The sequence below is a fragment of the Tenggerimyces flavus genome (assembly GCF_016907715.1).
GTDB classification, from domain to species: Bacteria; Actinomycetota; Actinomycetes; order Propionibacteriales; family Actinopolymorphaceae; genus Tenggerimyces; species Tenggerimyces flavus.
Genome location: NZ_JAFBCM010000001.1, coordinates 6,848,590 through 6,869,184 on the forward strand (window position 1 = coordinate 6,848,590; position 20,595 = coordinate 6,869,184).

At 68.8% G+C, this 20,595-nt stretch carries 13 protein-coding genes; 4 read left to right on the forward strand and 9 right to left on the reverse strand.

What is annotated here, in order from left to right; genetic code table 11:
- Positions 1-10 precede the first annotated feature (10 nt).
- Positions 11-1,315, forward strand: coding sequence for an aspartate aminotransferase family protein (locus tag JOD67_RS32010; RefSeq protein ID WP_205121423.1), 1,305 nt, complete (start codon positions 11-13; stop codon positions 1,313-1,315).
- Here the strand turns inward: JOD67_RS32010 and JOD67_RS32015 are convergent.
- The 8 genes from JOD67_RS32015 to JOD67_RS32050 all read right to left on the reverse strand — a co-directional run bounded on the left by JOD67_RS32015 (position 1,305) and on the right by JOD67_RS32050 (position 12,671).
- Positions 1,305-3,101 carry a PQQ-binding-like beta-propeller repeat protein gene (locus JOD67_RS32015; protein WP_205121424.1) on the reverse strand — a complete coding sequence of 599 codons (1,797 nt, stop codon included), beginning with the start codon at positions 3,099-3,101 and terminating at the stop codon, positions 1,305-1,307. The two genes, JOD67_RS32010 and JOD67_RS32015, sit on opposite strands and share 11 nt — an antisense overlap.
- Complete coding sequence (locus JOD67_RS32020) at positions 3,098-4,327, reverse strand: AGE family epimerase/isomerase (RefSeq protein WP_205121425.1); 1,230 nt, start codon at positions 4,325-4,327, stop codon at positions 3,098-3,100. The genes JOD67_RS32015 and JOD67_RS32020 overlap by 4 nt, the downstream gene beginning before the upstream one ends.
- Complete coding sequence (locus JOD67_RS32025) at positions 4,324-5,145, reverse strand: fumarylacetoacetate hydrolase family protein (RefSeq protein ID WP_205121426.1); 822 nt, start codon at positions 5,143-5,145, stop codon at positions 4,324-4,326. The genes JOD67_RS32020 and JOD67_RS32025 overlap by 4 nt, the downstream gene beginning before the upstream one ends.
- 3 nt (positions 5,146-5,148) lie before the next feature.
- Complete coding sequence (locus tag JOD67_RS32030; protein ID WP_205121427.1) at positions 5,149-6,720, reverse strand: hypothetical protein; 1,572 nt, start codon at positions 6,718-6,720, stop codon at positions 5,149-5,151.
- A 26-nt stretch (positions 6,721-6,746) separates the two neighbouring features.
- Positions 6,747-7,565: a carbohydrate ABC transporter permease gene (locus JOD67_RS32035; protein ID WP_205121428.1), complete on the reverse strand. Its 819-nt coding sequence runs from the start codon at positions 7,563-7,565 to the stop codon at positions 6,747-6,749.
- A 3-nt stretch (positions 7,566-7,568) separates the two neighbouring features.
- Complete coding sequence (locus JOD67_RS32040; protein ID WP_205121429.1) at positions 7,569-8,468, reverse strand: carbohydrate ABC transporter permease; 900 nt, start codon at positions 8,466-8,468, stop codon at positions 7,569-7,571.
- Positions 8,469-8,623: 155 nt separating this feature from the next.
- A complete protein-coding gene (locus tag JOD67_RS32045) occupies positions 8,624-11,203 on the reverse strand; it encodes a glycoside hydrolase family 20 zincin-like fold domain-containing protein (protein WP_205121430.1) in 2,580 nt (859 codons plus the stop codon).
- A gap of 214 nt (positions 11,204-11,417) precedes the next feature.
- Entirely contained in the window at positions 11,418-12,671 is a 1,254-nt protein-coding gene (locus JOD67_RS32050; protein ID WP_205121431.1) for an HNH endonuclease signature motif containing protein, read from the reverse strand.
- A 1,551-nt stretch (positions 12,672-14,222) separates the two neighbouring features.
- Here JOD67_RS32050 and JOD67_RS32055 point away from each other — a divergent pair.
- From JOD67_RS32055 to JOD67_RS32065, 3 genes are read left to right on the forward strand one after another with little or no spacing between them, the layout of a single operon-like run.
- Positions 14,223-15,158 carry a glycosyltransferase family 2 protein gene (locus JOD67_RS32055; protein ID WP_205121432.1) on the forward strand — a complete coding sequence of 312 codons (936 nt, stop codon included), beginning with the start codon at positions 14,223-14,225 and terminating at the stop codon, positions 15,156-15,158.
- On the forward strand, positions 15,152-18,145 hold the full coding sequence (locus JOD67_RS32060) for a GtrA family protein (RefSeq protein WP_205121433.1): 2,994 nt from the start codon (positions 15,152-15,154) through the stop codon (positions 18,143-18,145). Before JOD67_RS32055 ends, JOD67_RS32060 begins: the two co-directional genes overlap by 7 nt.
- 10 nt (positions 18,146-18,155) lie before the next feature.
- Positions 18,156-19,907, forward strand: a complete 1,752-nt coding sequence (locus tag JOD67_RS32065; protein WP_205121434.1) for an AfsR/SARP family transcriptional regulator — start codon at positions 18,156-18,158, stop codon at positions 19,905-19,907.
- On the opposite strand, the gene JOD67_RS32070 is transcribed toward JOD67_RS32065, so the two are convergent.
- Positions 19,873-20,559 carry a hypothetical protein gene (locus JOD67_RS32070; RefSeq protein WP_205121435.1) on the reverse strand — a complete coding sequence of 229 codons (687 nt, stop codon included), beginning with the start codon at positions 20,557-20,559 and terminating at the stop codon, positions 19,873-19,875. The two genes, JOD67_RS32065 and JOD67_RS32070, sit on opposite strands and share 35 nt — an antisense overlap.
- Between the last annotated feature and the right edge of the window lie 36 nt (positions 20,560-20,595).

Below are 20,595 nucleotides of genomic sequence, written 5' to 3' on the forward strand. Positions count from 1 at the left end.
GGTTGTTGCGATGGTGACTCGTACGCGCGCCGACGAGATGTACGCCCGAGCCCGGCTGACGATCGCCGGCGGGGTGTCGAGCGACGCCCGGCGAGCGGCCGGAACGCCGTTGTTCGTCGACCACGCCCGCGGCGCGGAGCTGTGGGACGTCGACGGCAACCGGATCGTCGACTACGTGCTCGGCCAGGGCCCGAACCTGCTCGGGCACGCCGCCCCGGTGGTCGCCGAGGCGGTTTCCGCTCAGGTGACGCGTGGGGTGGCGTACGCGGCCCAGCACGCTCTGGAGCACGTCGTGGCCGAGCGGTTGTGCGCGATGGTGCCCGGCGCGGAGCTGGTGCGCTTCAACACGGTCGGGTCGGAGGCCGTGCACGCCGCGCTGCGGTTGGCCCGCGGCTACACCGGCCGGCGCAAGGTGGTGAAGTTCGAGGGGCACTACCACGGTTGGTTCGACACCGTCCTGTACAGCGTGCATCCCCCGCTGGACGCCGCCGGCGCGGCGGCGCGGCCGGCGACGGTGCCGGGGTCGGCGGGACTGACGCCGGGTGCGGGCGACGAGCTGGTCGTGCTGCCGTTCAACGACCTCGAGGCCGTGCGTACGTACGTCACCGCGCACGCCGACGAGGTCGCCGCGGTGATCTGCGAGCCGCTGCTGTGCAACTCCGGCGTGATCTCGCCGTTGCCGGGCTTCCTTGCTGGGTTGAGAGAAGTGTGTACGGAGACGGGTGCGCTGCTGATCTTCGACGAGATCATCACCGGCTTCCGGCTCGCTGCCGGCGGGGCGCAGGAGTTCTTCGGTGTCACGCCCGACCTGGCGGCGTTCGGCAAGGCGATGGCTGGCGGGATGCAGGTGTCCGCGCTCGCCGGCCGCGCCGAGTTCATGGCGGCGATCGCGGACGGGCGGGTCGCGCACGCGGGCACGTTCAACTCCCAGCCCGTCGCGATGGCGGCAGCCGCCGCGGTGCTCGAGGTCCTGGACGAGAAGCGCGACCAGATCTACCCGCCGCTGCACGCGACCGGCCGCTCGCTGATGGACGGCATCCGCGCGGCGGCCGAGAAGCACGGCGTCCCGGTGCTGGTCACGGGTCCGGGAGCGCTGTTCCAGGTGTACGTGACGGAGAGCCCCGAGGTGAACGACTACCGCGCCTTCGCCTCGACCGACCGCGCGGCGATGCAGCGGCTGCACGAGCTGCTGCTGGACCGCGGCATCTACACCGTTCCGCGTGGCCTGTGGTTCCTGTCCACCGAGCACACCGCCGCGCACGTCGAGGAGACGCTCACGGCGGTGGACTCGGCGTTCGCGGAGCTCAGTCGCTGAGCCGTACGCGCACCAGGTCGCGGTCCCGGATCGTGTAGACGGCGTCGGTCTTCTCGTCGTAGTACGGCGCCGGTGGGTTGAACCAGTCGCCGGCCAGGCCGTCCGCGACAATGGTCAACCCGTCGGCGTCGACGCGGAAGACCGTGTCCCCGCTCGCGCCGTAGAGGTCGCCGCCGCGTTCGAAGAGCGTGCCGCTCGTCTTGTCCGGCGTCGAGTACGTCGCGACGACCTCGCGCGCGGCGACGTCCGCACGGAAGAGCGTGCCGCGATTCGTCAACCCGTACAGGTGATCGCCGTACGTCCGCAGCGAGAGGATCGCCTCCTCCCCCGCCAGCGGGACCCACCGCCACAGCACGGCGAACGTGGACAGGTCGACCGCCGCGAGCTCGCACTCCGACGCTACGCCCTCGACGCCGTCCGCCCCGATGCTGCCGCCGAGATACGCGACACAACCATCGGCGGCGATCGCGCTGACGCCCTGCTGGGGAAGGGGATCGTCGAGGCGCTCCACCGCTCCTGTGTCGAGGGAGTAGCGGGAGAACGAACCGCCGATCAGTCCGTAGTCGGAGCGCGAGCCGATGAGGAGAGCGTTTCGTTCGGCGTGGTGGACGAGCGACAGCGGACGGTTCTGCCGGCCGCCGAGCGTCGCGATCCGTTCCACCTCGCCCGTGCGCGGGTCGTACGTCTCCAGGTGCGCGCCCGGATAGAGCGCCAGGTAGAGCTTGCCGTCGACGGAGAGGGACTTCTTCGCCTCGCCGCCCACCACGATCCGGCGCGCGTCGCCGGTGCGCAGGTCGTGGACGGACATCCGGTAGTTGCCGCCCACATAGGCGTTCTCACCGTCGACCGACACCGACTGCACGGGCTCCGGCCCACCGGGAGCGCCCGCGTCCAGCAGGCTGCGAAGCCCCGGCGTGCCCAGCTTCCACAGATCGCCGCCGCCGGTGACGCCGAGGATCCCGCCGTCGATCGGCACGAGCGCGCGAGCCTCCTCCGCTGCGGGCACCCCGAGCCGTTCCAGCGCTCCCGCGCGGAACCGGAAGACCGCGCCGGTGTTCCCGGTAGCGAACACCACGCCGTCGTCCTCGAGCAGGATCGCGTCGATCCCGCCCTCGCCGACGTCGATGGTCGTGACCCCGCTGGTGCGATCCACGACGACGAGGTAGCCGTGCGGGGCGGTGCCGGCGACGACCCGGTCGGCGTCGGCCACCAGCGTCCGGACGAACGTCTCGCCCTCGATCGACAACACCTCGCGGAACTCGCGCAGCGTCGGGTCGTATGCCATCAGGTGCGCCGTCTCACCGCCCGCTCCGGCATAGACCGTCCCGTCCGCCCCGATGGCGACGCAGCGCACGTAACGCTGCCCAGGGCAGGCCTCTCCGAGGTCGTCGACCTCGCCCGTGGTGGGATCGATCGCGTACACGCGACCGCCCGGATAGCTGCCCGCGTAGAGCGTCCCGTCCCGGGCGGTCACGAGGTCCCAGACGAAGTCCTCCTCGGGCAGGTCCGCGAGCAGGCGTGTCTGGTTCGTCACCGGGTCGTAGCGGACGATCGCCGCGGGGGCGTAGGTGCCGAGGTGGACCACTCCGCCGGCTGCCGTCGCCGCCCAGCTCCCCGAGCCGATCGGCAGCGCCGCCGACGCGACCACCCGGTCGGTGGCCAGGTCGTAGCGCAGCACGCTCGTGGGACGGATCCCGCGCGTGCCGAGGAACAGGTCGGTGCCGTCCTTGGCCGCCGAGGTGATCGGTGACGCGACGATGCCGGGGCCGAGGTTGTCGACGTTCATGCCGCTCCGAGACGTGCGGTGAGGAGGAGGGACCTCGCTACGTGGAACGGGTCCTTGACCGGCAGGCCGATCAGCTGGTCGACGGGTGCTCCGTGCCGATCGCGGATCTGGATCCACTCCCTGCCGTTGGGGTCGGGGAACGTCGCGTACGCGTAGTCGCGCAGCCGTTCGTGCCAGTCGAGCAGCTCGTCGGAGTCGTACCTCTCCGCCAACAACGCCGTGGTGTAAAGCGATTCGGCGTGTGGCCACCACAGTTTCGTCGACCAGGTGCGGTCGACCAGGTCCTCGTACGGGACGCCGATCCGCGCACCGGTCGGCGGGCCGCCGTCGCGGTCGGTGAACCGGAACAGCCCACCTTCGTCGGCGTCCCAACCCAGCTCCAGCGAACGTACGGCGAGCCGTACGCACCACTCGCCCAGCTTCGCGCCCACGTCGGGCAGCGCGTCGCCCGCGTCGACGAGGAACCACAGCAGCTCGAGCACGTGCCCGGGCGTGCGGTGCCGTTCCATCAGGGTGTCGCGCGGTGCGGCGGACGTGAACTCCGCAGGCAGCCCGTCGCCGGAGGACTGCGCGATCAGCAGCTCCGCCCAGTGCGTGGCGATGTCGCGTACGCCAGCTTCGCCGGTCGCGCGGAAGAGAGCGGTGGACGCGCTCAGCATCATCATCCCGACGGCCAGGCTGGTCATGCCCTCGGGCACCGGGTACGGCTCGCTCCGGATCTCGCTGCGCCTGATCCGGTCGCTCGCCGAGGCGAGGACGTCCTGCGCCGTCTTCGTCCAGACCGCCGCGCGCTCGGAGCCGGCATGCGCGCTCGCGGCGCCGGCGAGGCCGAGGACGAGGAACAGGTCCGCGTAGATGCTCGCGTGCAACGTGCCGTCGGCCTGGGCGATCGGCTCGCCGTCCGCGGTGAGCTGGTAGATCGTCGACCCGTCCGGCAGCACGGCGTGCGCGACGAGGAAGTCGGCGGTCCGCGCTGCACGAGCAGCGGCCTGGTCGGCGCCGAAGACCGACAGCTTCTCCTCGGTCGCGATCGCGCCGACCAGCCAGGCCCAGCGGCCCTGGCTCCAGGTGTACTTGTCGGTCGAGACGAGCTCGCCGGCGTTGTCGAAGCAGGTGTAGACCCCGCCCCGTTCGTCGTCGCTGCCGTTACTGAACCACCACGGCAGCACCTGGGTGTTGAGATGCTCCAGGTGCTGCGTGGCGTACGTCTGCAGTCGAGGGGTCATGAGTCTCCGCTGATCAGGGTGGACCGTTGCTCGCCGAGTCCGGATGCCCATACCCGCATGACGTCTCCGGTACGCAGGAAGACCGGCGGCTTCTGTCCCGCGCCGACCCCGGCGGGCGTGCCGGTGCTGATGACATCGCCGGGATAGAGCGTCATGAACTGGGAGATGTACCAGACGAGGTGCGCGACCGGGAAGATCATCTGCTTGGTGCTGGAGTCCTGGTACGCCGTGTCGTTGACGTCGAGGCCGAGCGCGACCGCCTGCGGATCGGGGAGCTCGTCGGCGGTGACGAACCAGGGACCCATCGGGCAGAACGTCGCACAGTTCTTTCCCTTGTCCCATTGGCCTCCGCGCTCGAGCTGGAACGCGCGTTCGGACACGTCGTTGCACAGCACGTACCCCGCGACGTGGTCCATCGCGGCCGCCTCGTCGGCGAGTGCGGTTGCTTGGCGACCGATCACCACGCCGAGCTCGACCTCCCAGTCCGTCTTGTCCCCGCCGCGCGGGATCACGACGTCGTCGTACGGACCGACGACGGTGTCCGGCACTTTCATGAACAGGATCGGCTCCGCCGGCGCCTGCTGCCCTCCTTCGGCCGCATGGTCGGCGTAGTTGAGCCCGACGCAGACGATCTTGCCCGGACGCAGCGGCGCTCCGACGCGAATCCCCTGCAGGGCAACGCGTTCTCCGTTCGCGAGCGCTTCCTCACCCCGCTGACGTACGTCACCGCCACCGGGCGGGAGCCACGCCGCGTGCTCGTCGTCGACGAGCACGGCCTCGCGCTCCTCGCCCGGTTCTCCCAGTCGAACGATCCTCACCAGTTAGCTCCCATATCCTCTCGATCCCCATACACAGTAGGCGAAACCCAGCACGTACGAGCCCTGCGTGGGCTGCAGTGCCTGCGCGCGCGTGACCGCGAGCGCGTGCGGCAGGACGGCGGTGTTGAACGCCCCGGTGGGCATCCACCGCGGGACCTGCTGGATGTAGCCCGACCCGGCGGTCCCGGTGCCGGCGACGGTCAGGTGAGCGCCGGTGGCGCCGTTGCGCACGTTGGTCGCATACGTCGCGCCGAGCCGCGTCATGTCGGTCGCGGTGTACGCGAGGCCGGCGCGGTACGCGGCCACGACGAACTCCGCGTTGATCGCGCCGTGGCTGATGTCCTCGTACTGCCGCGAGGCGGACATCGTCTGCGTGTAGCTGGAGATGTCCTGCGCGGTGTAGCCGGTCGCGGTCCAGCCGTTGTACACCGCGGCGCGGATCGACCAGTAGTGCCAGCGGTACGTGCTGCCCGCCAGCTCCAGGTTCTCCCGCATGGCCTTCGCGAGCCCCACCACGCGCGGGCGGTAGGCGGCGTCGCCGGTCGCGCGGAACAGTTCGGCCGACGCGGCGCCGAGGGTGTTGCACTGGTTCAGCGGCTGGTTGCTGCCGTCACACGGAACGGGCGTCTCCTTGATCCACTTGTACGAGCCCCAACCGTCGGTGTTCGTCCAGTACTCGCGCTCGTGGTACGCGATCGCGGCGTCGACCGCCTCCTTGTACGCGTCCGCCTTCGCGCTGTAGGTGGGGTTCGCGTTCAGGGCAGGGTCACGCTTGATGATCCTGACGAACGCCGCCATCGGGTAGCAGAGCTGCCCGGTGTGCACGGGAAAGACGTACGCCGAAGGCTGCAACGTGGTGCGGCCGAGCATCGGCAAACCGTCGAACACCCGGTCCGGCCGCGCGTCCCGCACGCTCCAGCGCGTGGTGGTGTTGTAGACGTCCAGGTAGACCCGCTTGAAGAAGTAGCGACTGCTGGTCACGTCGAAGTCGAGATCGGTCAACGTGGTAACAGGAGTCCCGCCCTTGGGCGTCAGCAGCATCGTGAACTTCTGCGGGCTGCTGCCGGCGCGGATCTCCACCGACGCGCCCGTGTTGACCGAGCTCTGCGCGTTGCGGACGTGGATGAGCGGGCGGCCGGCGGCGTTCTTCAACGTGGCCGTCGCCGCGGTGTAGTTGCCGCGTGCGCGCCACACCGGGCCGGCGATCCCGCGGTAGTCGGTGACGCCGCGCTCGGAGTCGCGTTGCTGGAGGACGAGGTCGACGTTGTGGATCAGGTGGTCGAGGTACTTGGTGTCGTGGGTCGCCTCGTACATGCGCACAAGACCGAGCAGGACGTACGCCTGCCCCCAGGCCAGGTTGCCGTTCTCGTTGTTCTCGGTGGGCTGGCCGATCGCTCCGGAGGCCTCGTAGCCGGTGAGGAACCGATCGAAGTCCGCGGGCGAGGTGTACTCGTAGGTGGCGGCTCGGGCCGGCGACGCGACCGTCGCCGCGAGTCCGAGCGCGGCACCGCCTGCCAGAAGCGTGCGTCGGGTGAGGGAGGAGGACGGGCGGCGTGCAGAGAAGGCATCGTTCATGACGGATCCCTTTCGTACGAAGGCGATCACCCTTTGATCGCGCCGGCCATGCTGCTGAGGATGTGGCGCTGCAGGAAGAGGAACACCGCCACCACGGGGATCAGCGACAGCACGGTGCCCGCGGCGAGGCCGCGTACGTCCGCACCACTGACACCCGACAGGTAGGCGATGCCGAGAGCGAGGGGGAACTTGCTCTGGTCGGTCAGCGCGACGAGCGGCCAGAGGAAGCTGTTCCAGACCGAGATGAAGCCGAGAATCGTCAACACCGCAAGGGTGGGTCGCGCGAGCGGCAGCGCGATCGAGAGGAAGATGCGCCACTCACTCGCACCATCGACCCGTGCCGCTTCGATGATCGCCTCGGGGATCGTCGCGAACGTCTGGCGCAGCATGAAGATGCCGAGCGCGGACAGGATGCCAGGCAGGATGACGGCGGCGTAGGTGTCGATCAGCCCGAGCTCGCGCATGACGAGGAAGCGCGGGATGAGCATCAGCTCGCCCGGCAGGAACATCGTCGAGAGGAACAGCAGGAAGAAGACTTGCCTTCCACGGAAGGCGATGCGTGCCAGTGGGTACGCGGTCATCGCCGAGACGACGAGGTAGAGCGGCACCATGACGCCGACGTAGAACAGCGAGTTCAGCACGAACTTGCCGTACGGGATGGTCGTCCAGGCCTCGATGAACCAGTCGACCACCGGTGGGCGCGGGATCAGGTCGGGCGGGAACGAGAAGACCGACTGCGATCCGGGCTTCAGCGCGGTCGAGAGCAGCAGCAGGAACGGGCCGATGAACGCTGCCGCCACGACGACGAGCAGCGCGTACGTTCCGACCCGCTTGGCGATCCGCACCTCTCACACCCCCTGTTGCCTGGTGAGACGCTGGTTCAGCATGGCGAGCAGGATCATCAACGCCCACAGCACCAGGCCGGCCGCGCTGGCGTAACCGATCTCGTACCGTTCGAACGCCGTGCTCCAGATGTAGTAGCCGAGCGTCAACGTGCTGTCCTCCGGGCCGCCGCGGGTGAGCACGTAGATCGACTCGAACGATCGCGTCGCCTCCAGCATCCCGAGCGTGAGCGTGACCGAGATGTACGGGAGCAGAGCCGGAAGGGTCACGTGCCACAGCCTGCGGACCGCGTTCGCGCCGTCCATCGTCGCCGCCTCGAGCTGCTCCTTGGGCACTCCTTGCAGGCCGGCCAGGTAGATGATCATGAACAGGCCCATCGACTTCCAGCCCTCGACGGTCGCGAGCGCGGGCAGCGCCCAGCCGGTGTCGAGCAGGAAGTCGATCGGGCCGAGGCCGACGAGCGAGAGCAGCCAGTTGAGGACGCCCTCGCGGCTGAGCAGGTAGCGCCAGGCGACCGCGACGGCGACCATGCTCGTCACCACCGGCAGGTAGTACGCGACGCGGAACGCATGGATGCCCGGCAAGCGCCGGTTGACGAGGAGCGCGAGGAGCAGCGGCAGGACGACGGCCCAGGGCAGGAACAGGCCCATGAAGATGAACGTGTTGGTGACCGCGTGGTGGAACTGCGGATCGTTCGCCAACTGCAGGAAGTTGCGGAGGCCGACGAACGTGACCGGCGTGACGATGCGGTACGACGAGACCGACATCTGCAGGGAGATGAAGGCAGGCCAGGCGAACATCGCTGCGAACAACGCCAGGCCGGGCAGCATGAACAGGTACGGCGTCAGGGCGCGCTGGCCGACCACCCGTCGCGGGCCTTCCCGCACTGCCCCGCCACGTGCCATACGTCGCTGTCCTAAAATCGGGTTTACGGCAGATCGATTCCACAGCCTGTCCTGCCTTCTTGGACACTGTCAAGCACGAAGTCCGTGGTCGGCCCGCCTGCGCTGTTCCGACGGACCGACCCGTTGATGTCCGCAGTGTTAATTTCGGACGACAGCTACCCCCAGAGGTCCTGGTAGACCTTTCTGTCCTGGATCTTCCAGAACCAGTGGTGCATCTTCCCGGCCGCGTCGGTGGCCCAGACGTGCTGCTGGTCGTTAGCGGAGTTGAAGCCGTACGGATCCGCGACGGCGGTCGCCGGGCCGCCGATCGCGGTCGCCGTCCAGTCGTCGACGGTGACGCCGCCCGCCGGAGGCAGCGACAGCCGGATCAGGTGGTCGTCGCTCGCGCGGCGCACCCAGACGTACCGCGTTCCGGCGTCGCCGACCCCGAAGGCGTACTCCACCGGGTTGCCGGTGACGGTGATCCCGGTCTCGGTGGTCAGGTCGCGCCAGGACGAGCTGCCTGCCTTGTGGTCGTGCGACCACAACCGCAGCCGGCCAGCTGTATCGCGGAGGACGACGTCCTGCCGGGTCTCGAAGAAGGCGAGCGCGGCGGGCCTCGCGTCGGCGCCGAAAGTTCCGCCGAGGTTCCGGTACTGCCGGTGGGCCAGGTCGGTCCCCTGCAGCGACCACTGCCGCAGCGTGCCGTCGGGGGCGACCGCGAAGACGTTCTGCGTCCTGCCCCACGCGTACGCGACGGGTGATCCCGCGATGTCGCCGCCCCAGACGTCGGTGAGCACCTTCTGCTGGTTGGCGTCCCAGAAGATGTGCCGCAGCTTGTTGTCGGTGCCGCGCGCGAACACGTGCTGGTGCGGGCCGTACGCGTAGCCGGCCAGGTCGCCGGTGAACGAGCCGAGCGGTGTGCCGCTCCTCGCGGTCCAGTCGTCGTTGGCCCAGCGGTTCGCGCCGGGGTCCCACCAGACGTGCTGCAGGCTGCCGTTCGTTCCGCGTACCCAGACGTGCAGCTGGCCGCTTCCGACGTACGCGAGGGGACGGCCGGTCACGGTGACCGCGGTCGTCAGCGGCTCGTCCTTCACCGCTTGGCCGGGGCTCCAGAACCGGTGCCGGAGCTGGCCGGCGGCGTTGACGAAGAAGACCTGCTGCGAACCGTTGTAGCCGACGGCGGGGCTGCCGGGGAGCGAGGACTTGCCGGGATCCCACGGGTCGTTCGCGGCACCGGTCGCGGGCGTCTGGACGAAGCCGGGCGCGCGGCCGATCGCCTTGAACAGGACGCGTGCCACGGCGATCGTCGACGTCGGTTTGGTCGGCGCCCAGGCACGTTCGGCGAGCGGACGGGTGAGCGTCAGCAGGTTGTTCTCCATCGGCGCCGGCGGCAGGTGCATCGAGCCGTGCCAGGTGTTGAGCTTGATGCCGTCGAGGTGCGGGTCGTCGGCGCCGCCGGGCAGCCTGAGTCCGCCGTTGAACTCGCCGGGATCGAACGTCGTCCAGAGCGCGGTGTCGGTGGCGTTCGGGAACTGTGGTGCGCCCTCGTTGTAGTAGAGGTACTGCTGGTTGGAGTTGATCAGCTGGTGTCCGGCGGCGGCGAACTGCGCGGGCTCGAGCGAAGGCGGCCGCTTGAACCAGTGGTCGATGGTGATGTCGGGGTCGAGCTGGATGGTCGTGGTCGGAACGATGGCGTCACTCCACATCCGCATCTGCTTGCCGTGCTGCTTGGCGAGGTCGTTCAGGTTGTTGAAGACCTCGTTGTAGAGCGCGCCCGCGGGGTACGTCTCGGTCGGGTAGCGCTGCTTCGCGACCGCGTACAGATCCGGCGCATTGGCGGCGGTGACCCGGTCGTTGCGCAGGTACCACTTCGGGTACTCGTCACCGCCGGCATGCCAGATCGGCGTGGTCTGGAGGTCCATGTAGTGCTCGATCTGGTCGGTCGCCCACTTGATCGCGGCCGGCTCGGTGAGGTCGAGCGTGTTCGGGTCCGGCGCGACCACAGTGCCGGCCTGGTTGGCGACCCGCAGCTGGTGCGCCGGCGGCACGTTGCCGTTGTAGTGCGGGGTGTTGAACCAGCCGACGAACTTGACGTGGTACTTGTCGGCAGCTTGTTGGATCGTTCTGAGCTGGTCGTCGGAGAGCCCGGCGAGGGCGGAGCCGGTGGTGAGCTCGTTGAGCTTGACGAAGCTCAGGTCCCTGACCAGGTTGACGAACCAGCCAGCCGGATACTTGTCGAGGCTCACACTGACGGCGCGGACCTTGAACTTCGGCCAGTCCCTGACGGTGTACGCGGGCAGGGTCGAGCGTTGCCTGAGCAGTTGGAGGACCGTGCGCGTACCCCAGAACGCGCCGGTGCTCGTTCTCGCCTGGATGTTGAGGGTCGGGCCGATCGCGAGGGTGTAACCCTCCTCGCCGAGCTGGGTATCGGTGCTGCCCAGCGCGAGCGTGATGTCGCCGGGCTGCGCGCTGCCGGGCGCGCCGGTGACGACCTGCGGCAGGCGGCCCTCGAAGATCCCGGCAAGGTCCTCGGCGAGCGTCCTTGCGTCGTTCACAAGGGGTGCCTCGGCCACGATGCGTCCGGTCGGCGTCCACGCGAACCCAGCCCCCGTGCCCGCGGTGGCTTGGCGTACGGACGGGACGGTGCCGGGTAACGGATCAGCGGCCTCGGCCCGGTCAGGCTGGACGCCGCCGAGCAGGCTGGCACCGAGCAGAGCCACGGCGGAGAGCAGGATGGAACGACGTGCCCACATTGGCGACCTCCGATGTCCGAAACCCGAGTTCAGGACCACGGCCAGTGTCGGGCCGCTGGGGCGCGGACAAAAGGTCTTGGCCTCAAGTTGCCACGCTGTAAAGACCTCGCTCAGTAGCGGCCCGGCGGATCGGGATGGATCGCGCGGCCGACAACCGAGCTTTAGGACAGCCTGGCGAAGGCCGTCCGCGCATGATCACCCACCCGGCCGCCGCTCAGGCGGCCGGGGTGAGGCGGTGGTTGCGGAGTGGTTGTTGGTGGGGGTCGATCCAGTCGGGGGGTAAGAACTCCGGTAATCCGTCGAGCGCTATTCGGACCTGCCACGCGCCTTGGTGGATTAACCGGTGGTGATACCCACACAGCAGGACCCCGTTGTCGCGAGTAGTCGGCCCGCCCTTACTCCACGGGACCACATGGTGAGCGTGACACCAACCAGGTGGCCGATCACACCCGGGGAACGCACACCCGCCGTCGCGGAGTTCGAGGATGCGGCGGAGTTTGCCTTGGAACAGTCGCTGCTGGGTGTCGGTCAGCAGTGTGACTCTGCCGGGCCGGTCCTCGGGCTTCACCAAGTAGGTGCGGTCCGCTTCGCACATGAGCTGGTCGACGAGTTTGCGGGACAGCTCGATCCCGGTGTGCAAAGTCCGCCCACCAGTCTGGGTGAGGGTCACGACCAGTTGGGTCGGGTTCCCACCATGAGAGGGCACCAGCCGCTCGGCCAACAACCGCCGGCAGGCCTCATCCAGAGCATCCACATTGCGCTGCTCGGGGAACCGGGTGTCACGGCCGTCGGGTCCGGGCTGCGGCGCCGCCAGCGGGTCGAGCACAAGTTTGAGGCGTTCCCCGACCACCTTCGGGAGCCGGGCGGTGACCCGCCACGTCCCCGACGTGGCGTCGAAGCTCATGCGGAGGAACCGGTCCCGCTCAGCGCTGGCCTCTTCCTGCTTGAGCTTCAACTCCAGGACCTGGTCAGCAAGATCCGGCGCGACGGTCTCCAACAACCGGTTCCCGACCTTCCCCAAGACTTTGGGGTCGAAGGTCGCGGCATTCTTCAGCAGGGTCGCCTCCACCTCGGAGCGGAGTTCCGGGGTGGAGATGTGGGAGGGCAGCAGCTGCACCACCCGCGAGATCACCCGGGCGTGCGGAACAGAGATCTCGCCGTCAGCTAACGCTTGCGCGGTGGCGGGCAACTCGTGGTGCAGGTGGCTGGCCAGCTTCACCATCGCCCCAGCCTCAGCCGAAGGAACACGAAGGACGCCGGCCACCCACTGCGCGGTGTTCGCGGCACCCGCGGTGACGGCGAGGTTCCGGGCGTCGGCCTCGCGGATGAGCTCGAGCCGCCGGCCTTCGTGCCGGTGGAGTGCCGCCTCGTTGTCGAGGAGTGCGGTGGTGAGTTGGTCATCGGACATCGACCACGCCGACACCCCATCGGCGGTGCCGGTGGTGTTCGAGCAGGTGGTCGATTCCATAGCACAATTCTACCAGCCGAACCGGTCTAATGCTCAACCCGGCAACGGAAATCCCCGGCTTCATCGAAACTACAAGAGGCCGGGGGCTCCACAAGAAGCCGCAACACGGCAGCAGACGGGAACGACAAGCGGGCCTTGCCCGGGGAACTGTTCCGGGGGGTGGGGCGGCGCGTGAAAATCTGGTGGCCGGGCCGGGGCGAGTCAAGGGCCGCAACGCGGTCGCGAAGCGACGTCGCCCCTCTGCGAAGCCGCCGCGGCGCCCTTGACGCGCCCCGGACCGGCCACCACAATCGACCGCCGCAACAGCCCGACCAGCTACTTCACCCAAGCACAGCAGGGAAAAGCAACAGCAAGAGCAGAAGCACAGCACCGTCCCCAAGAGGCGAAGGTGAAGAGGATGGGAGTGACGGTCGAGAGCTGGGAGCGACCGAGCGGTGGACGATGTTGAAGAGGAAGTAGTGGGCTAGCGAGGCGCGGCATGGAGTGATGGTCGCGGGGTAAGCGCAAGGTGGCGGGCCGGTGGGTGACGTGACGGGCCGGTGGGTGACGTGACGGCCGGTGGGTGACGGCCGGTGGGTGACGTGACGGCCGGTGGGTGACGTGACGGGCCGGTGGGTGACGTGACGGCCGGTGGGTGACGTGACGGGCCGGTGGGTGACGTGACGGCCGGTGGGTGACGTGACGGCCGGTGGGTGAGGTGAGAGGTGCGGGACTAGCCGGGATGGGACATGCGTGGGGATGAGAAGGATGGCGGCTGGATGCGGCGGCGGGTGATGGCCGCGGGAGCGGCCGGAGTGGGAGCGATGGCCGCTGGCGGAAGACGGGTACTGGTCGCGGGAGTGGGAGCGATGACTTCCGGGTGGCATCGATGGATGGGTCCGAAAGTGGAGTGAAGGTGAGGTGATGGGCCGCTGGGTGGCAACGGTGGAGGGGCGGGAGCGACAGGCCTCGGAGTGCGGCTCGACACCCAATCACGAAACCACGACGACCACGCCCAGCCGCGCACCACAACCAGCGCGTCACGACCCGAACGGGCAGGAACCGCTGCCCGGTGGGCGAAGTAGCGGCCGCCTGGGCGACGTCGCCACGCGGCGGATGAACAGACGGCTCGGTGAGTGCAGAGCCACGGTGAGGTGTCGGGGTAGTGGGCCGAGGCGGCGGCCCGGTGGACGAGGTCGCGGACGGAAGGTGACGTGCCGGGGTGAGGTCTCAGGGGTGGTGGACGAAGTCGCGGCCCAGAGGATGAGGCGACGGCCCTAGCGGGTGTGGCCGGGGGTAGGTGAAGTCACGGCACCGTGGGTCAAGTGACGGCCCGGGTAGACGGGTGGACAAAGACGGTGCGGGACAACGGAGACGGGTGATCACCGTCGGGGTGGGAGTGCGGCGCCGAGGGTCACGTGACGGCCCGTTGGGCGAGGCCTGGGGTGGGGTGAAGTCGCCCGCCACCCGCACGAGCAATCGCAACCCATCAAGTAACAGTCCGGCATCCGAGGCAACAAACAGCCCCCGCACGATGTCTTTAACGGTGAACGAACCGAAGGCGGGGGGTCGATGAAGCCGGCGCTGAGCGTTGTCGTTCCGTGCCACAACGAGGCGGAGGTGGTTACTGCTGCGCACGCGAGCCTCACCGGCGAGATCGCCGAGGTGGTGGACGACTACGAGCTGGTCTTCGTCGACGACGGCAGTACGGACGGCACGCTCGAGCTGATCCGCGTCCTCGCGGCCGAGGACGAACGGGTCCGGTTCGTCGCGTTCAGCCGCAACTTCGGCAAGGAAGCCGCCATGCTCGCCGGGCTCAGAGCTGCCAACGGCGAGGCCGTCGTGATCATCGATGCCGACCTGCAACACCCGCCGGAGCTCGTTCCCCGCATGCTCGAGCTGCACCGCAAAGGGTTCGACCAGGTCGTCGCCAGGCGCACCAGGACCGGCGACAAGCCGACGCGGACGCTTGCGGCCAAGACGTACTACAAGGTGATGAACCGCCTCGTCGACGTCAAGCTCGTCGACGGCGTCGGCGACTTCCGGCTGCTGTCCCGCCGTGCGGTCGATGCCGTGCTCGCGCTCGGCGAGTACAACCGCTTCTCCAAGGGCCTGTTCTCCTGGATCGGCTACGAGCAGATCACGATCGAGTACGACAACGTCCAACGCGCCGGCGGCGACAGCAGCTGGACGTTCCGCAGCCTGCTCAACTATGGCATCGACGGCGTCCTCTCGTTCAACAACAGACCGCTCAGACTGTCCATCTACCTGGGCGGAATCGTCATCCTCGCATCCATGCTCTACGTGCTCTGGTTGACGATCCGCGTCGCACTCTTCGGTGTCGAGATGCCCGGCTACGTCACCCTCGTCGCAGCGGTCGCCGGCCTCGGCGGCATCCAGCTGCTGTTCCTCGGCGTCATCGGCGAGTACATCGGCCGCATCTACTACGAGACCAAGCGCCGACCGCACTTCCTGGTCAAGGACAGCAACGTGCCCGGCCCATGGTGATCCTCAGGCAGGCTGTACGGTTCGGGCTCGTCGGCGTCGTCAACACCGGCACGTACCTCGCCTGCTATCTCGCCCTCCGCCTCGTCCTCCCCTACCTCGCGGCGCACGTCCTCGCGTTCGCCATCAGCACCGTCGGCTCGTTCTTCCTCAACTGCTGGTTCACCTACCGCGTAAGCCCCACCTGGAAGCGGTTCCTCCTCTTCCCCCTCACCACCGCCACCAACTTCGTGCTCACCACCGCGGGCGTGTACGTACTCGTCGAGTGGATCGGCATGGACGAACGCCCCGCCCCACTCGTCGCCGCGGCGGCCGCGATCCCGGTCACGTTCCTCGTATCGCGTACGATCCTCGCCCCCAAGGACGAGCCCACAAGCAAACCCACACCGGCATGGGAGATCGTCACAGCCGCAGTACTCGCCACCGGCGTCTACCTCGGCACGCTGGTCGTCAGGAACGTCTATCCCGCCGGCACCAACTCGATCCTGACCCACGATCTCAGCCATCAGTACGCCCCACTGTTCTCCTATCTCCGCCAGGCCGTCCTGGGTCCCGAAGGCCTGATGTTCAGCTGGCAGGCCGATCTCGGCATGAACCTCTTCCCACTCGCCGCCTACTACCTGGCCAGCCCGTTCAACGCGATCGCACTACTCGTCGGCGACAGCAACCTCCCCGAGGCGATCATCGCCGTCACGGCCGGCAAGCTCGCGCTCGCGGCCGCCACCATGGCCTGGTACCTCCGCCGAACGTTCCCCGGCCCGCGCCCGTTCGTCGTCGCCGCCGCCGTCACCTACTCGGCCATGAGCTGGGCGATCTTCAACGCCTCGAACCTCATGTGGCTGGACGCGCTCTACCTCCTGCCCCTCGTCCTCCTCGCGATCGAGCGACTCCTGGCCAGCCAGAGCATGCTGCCGCTCGCCGGCCTCACCGCCGCGACCATGATCGTCAACTACTACGCGGGCATGATGACGATGCTGTTCGCCGGCCTCTACCTGGTCGTCCGGTACGTCGCCCTCCACCACACCCTCCAGACACGTGCCGCCCTGACCACCGCCGCGCGAGCCACGGCCGCCGTGGCGATCGGGCTGCTGTGCGCGGGCGTGGTGATCATCCCGTCCCTGCGGGCGATCCAGGACCGCTACGCGGCGCCGGAGGGCAACAGCGACGTTCCGCTCCCCTGGGCCGACTTCCTCGGCAGCCTGTACGGCGGAACGATGCTCGACAAGCTCAACGGCCCGCCGCATCTCGCGGTCGGCACCGCCACGCTCGTCTTCGCGCTGGTGTTCTTCGCCGCCAAGAGAATCCCAAGACGCGAACGCGTCGGCTTCGGCCTCCTGCTCGCGTTTCTGATCGCGTCCTGCCAGGTGCCGTTCCTCTACCTGCTGTGGCACGGCTTCGAGCCGCCGACGAGCTACCCGCACCGGTTCGGGTTCGTCCTCTCGTTTCTCCTTGTGCTGTTGGGCTATCGCGCCGCCGTCACAGGGATCGGCAGGGTCGCGGCAACCGCCGCGGTCGGAGTGGCGGGGGCAGCACTCGCCACCGCGGCCTGGGTCGCCGGCGTACGACCCGCCCTGCTGCCGGAGAGAGTGCTGCTGTGGACGGCCGTCGTCGTCACTGCCGCCGCGACGATCGGCCTCGCGTACTTCCTGTTCCGCGGCAGAGAACGAATTCGAAGGCCGCTCGTCGCCGCGCTCGCGATCCTGCTAATCCTCGACGCGAGCGGAGCGGCCGCGTTGGCGTCGAAGAAGCTGGTCGTCGTCGACCGCGAGCTGTGGAGCCGACCCGGACCGGCCTGGTCCGCGGAGCTGCGAGCCGCGAACCCCCAGCAGGACGAGTTCTTCCGCGCGGACGCGACGAGCTACCGCACGCCGAACGACGCGCTCCGGTTCGGCAACTTCGCGATCACGCACTACTCGTCGATCACGAACGGCCGCGCCCACCGCGCCTTCCACGCGCTCGGCTTCTCCGACCCGCTTCCGAACGTGCGCTTCGACTACCAGGGCTCGACGCTGGTGACCGACGCGATGTTCGGCTTCCGGACCGTGCTCAGCGACCGGCCACTCACCCGCCCCGGCTTCGAGCTGGTGCGCCACGTTCCCGCCGAGCGGCCGTCGCCGTACCAGGAACCCTTGTTCGCCTACCGAAACGCGAACGCACTGCCGGTCGGCTACTTCTTCGAGCCCGGAGGTCCGCTCGACTCGAAGAACCCGTTCACCAACCAGGAGAGTCTCCTCGGCGACGACAACCTCTTCACCGACAGCTGCCAAAAGGATCCCGTCGTCACCGGCGGGACCGTGCGAGAACGCCCGGGCGCGATCGTCCTCACCCGCGACCCGGCGGTCAAATCCGCGACGCTGCGCTGGACCTGCCACGCCACCAGCACGCGTCAGCTCTACCTGTGGCACCAGGCCCCGTTCGACGCGAGCGACGTACGGATCGACGACGAGCCGACGATCACCTACCCGACCAGGCAGGCGACCGGCCCGCTCGACCTGGGCCAGCGCACCGACACGACGTTCACGATCGAGTTCAGTACGCGCAGCAAGCGCGTCGCGCTTCCTCAACCTCTCGTACAAGGCCTGGACGTGGCGCGCTTCGACCGGTGGGTGAGCGGGCTGCGCGCCCGCTCGGCCACCGCGGTGCGCTGGACGTCGGCCGGGCTGGCCGTCGAGGTCGACGACGCGAAGGGCGGCCGGTTCTTCCTGTCCGTACCGCACATCTCCGGTTGGCAGGCCGAGGTTGACGGTCGTCCCGCACCGATCCGGACCACCGCGGGTGCGTTCATCGGCCTCGACCTCGAGCCTGGTCGCCATCGGATCGAGCTCGCCTTTCGCCCGCCCGGCCTGCGCGCCGGCCTGCTGATGTCCTCCGTCGGCGCAGCCGGGCTGATCATGCTGGTCGCCGTGCCCGTACTCCGACGGCACCGTCGCGACAACGAAACGACGCTCTCGCGTGTCTCTTCACGCAAGGAACTCTCGAGTCACCACTAGAGGACGTCAGATGTCGGGAAAGCCGAGCTTCTCGGTCCTGGGACCGCTGAAGGTCACCCGCGGCGGCCGGCCCGTGCGGGTGGGTCCGCCGCGCCTCCGCACGCTGCTGGCCTCGCTGCTGCTGCGGGCGAACCATCCAGTCCCCACGAGCGAGCTGGTCGAACGGCTGTGGAACGAGCGGCCGCCGAGCCAGCCTCGAGACGCGGTCCAGCTGTACGTGGTGCGGCTTCGGCAGGCGCTCGGTGACCCGCGGCTGATCCGGACCACCCCGGGTGGCTATCAGCTCGAGCTGGACCCGACCCAGCTCGACCTGCTGCGGTTCGACCAGCTGCTCCGCCAGTCAGCAAAGGCATCCGAGACCGGACGTCGGGTCGAGCTCCTGACCGAGGCACTGCGGCTGTGGCGCGGTCCGATCTGCGTCGACCTCGACTCCGACGTTCTGCACGCGTTGGACGCCACGCCGGTGAACGAACGTCGGCTCGAGGCCGAGGAACAGCTCATCGACGACGAACTGTCGCTCGGCCACCACGCCAGCCAGCTCCCGCGACTGCGGCGGCTGCTCGCCGAGCATCCGCTCCGGGAACGGTTCTGCGGTCAGCTCATGCTGGCGCTCTACCGGTCTGGTCGTCAGGCCGAGGCCGTGCAGGCGTACACCGCGACGGCGGACGTGCTCACACACGAGTTGGGCGTCAGCCCGGGACGCGAGCTGCGGGACCTCCATCGGGCCATCCTCGCCGCGGACCCTCGCCTGCTCGCCGCGGACACTCCGGCCGTGACCATCGCCGAACCCGTCCGGCCGGCGCAGCTACCCGCGGACACCCCCGCGTTCACCGGGCGTGTGAGGGAGGTCGAGGAGCTGCTCCACCTCGCCGGACAACCGGCAACGACGGTCCTCGCGAGCAGGATCGACGGCATGGCCGGCGTGGGCAAGACCGCGCTGGCGGTGCACGTGGCGCATCGGCTCGCGCCGGAGTTTCCCGATGGTCAGCTCTTCGTCGACCTGTACGGCTACACGGAGGGCCGATCGCCGTTGGCTCCCGGCGTCGTGCTCGCGCGCCTGCTGCGCGCGCTCGGCGTGCAGGACGAGTCCATCCCGGTCGAGCTCGACGAACGTGCCGCCCTGTACCGGAGCACGCTCGCCGGCCGCCGGATGATCGTCGTACTCGACAACGCGCACGACGAGTCGCAGGTGCGACCGCTCCTCCCAGGCAGCCCGGGCTGCCTGCTCCTGATCACCAGCCGCCGGCGTCTGCGCACGATCGACGCCGACCATCAGCTCACGCTCGACGTGCTCCCCAAGGCAGACGCGATCGCGATGTTCACCAGGTCGCACGGACGAGAACGCGACGACTCCCGGCAGGCCGTCGACGAGCTCGTCGAGCTGTGCGGTCGCCTTCCTCTCGCCCTCAGGCACGCCGCGGAATTGTTCCGCTCCCGACCATTCTGGTCGGCTTCCCAGCTGACGGAACGGCTCCGAGAGGGAATATCCGAGGTAGACGCCGCCTTCGCATTGTCCTCTCGAGATCTCACGCGCGATCAGGAACGTGCCCTGCGGCTTTTCGGAAAGCACACCTGCGGCGAGCTCACGCCCCAGAGCACCGCCATTCTTCTGCATTCGACGGTGGCCGAATCGAGACGACTTCTGGAGGAGCTCGCGGACGCCCAGCTGGTCAAGGAACACGCGCCGGATCGCTACCGGCTTCACGTTCTCGCGCGGGCAACCTCGCTCAAGCAGATGAGCGCCGACGGAGCAGCCGCTTAGCCCGACCGAGGATACCCAGCAGGCGCCGCCCTGAGGACGAAGAGCGCAACAGTGCCTTGACGGTGACCGGTTGGGCTGCGGCATCGAGGTGCCGGCGCAGCTCCACGGACAGCTTCTCCGCGTGCGCGGCGGCCTTCGCGAGGTGACCGAGCAGCGCCTGCTCGCTGCGCCTCCGGTCCGCCTCACCCGAGAGCAGAAGCCGCCGAACTTCCTGTGCACGTGGACGATTCCGAGCCATGCCCGCTTCCGCGATCGTTGCCGCCGAATGAGCGGCAGCCACCAGGACTCCCGTCGAGCCCGAGCCCGACCCCGTCGTACGCAACACCGCACACGGCCGCTCGCCGAGCAGCACCAGCCCGTCCCACTCCAGCCCAGGCAGGGCAGGCGACTGCGCGGTCGCGGCGGCCGGACCACCAAGCGCGACGAGAATCCGCGCCTTCGGACTCACCACCGAACGCAGCTCGGCAGCGACCCGGTCGAGCCACAACGGATCGAAGCCGGGACGGTCGATGACCACGGTGTCGAAAGCGCCCTCGAGCTCCCACGCACCGTCGCCGTCCACCACGGTCGCGTCCCGGAACGGAAGCGCGAACGCGTCGGACCAGGAATCGGCGTCATCCATCACCACGAGCAGCTTGGCTTCGCTTTCCATGATTTCACGCTAGCGCATTTCCACGGTGAGTTCTCG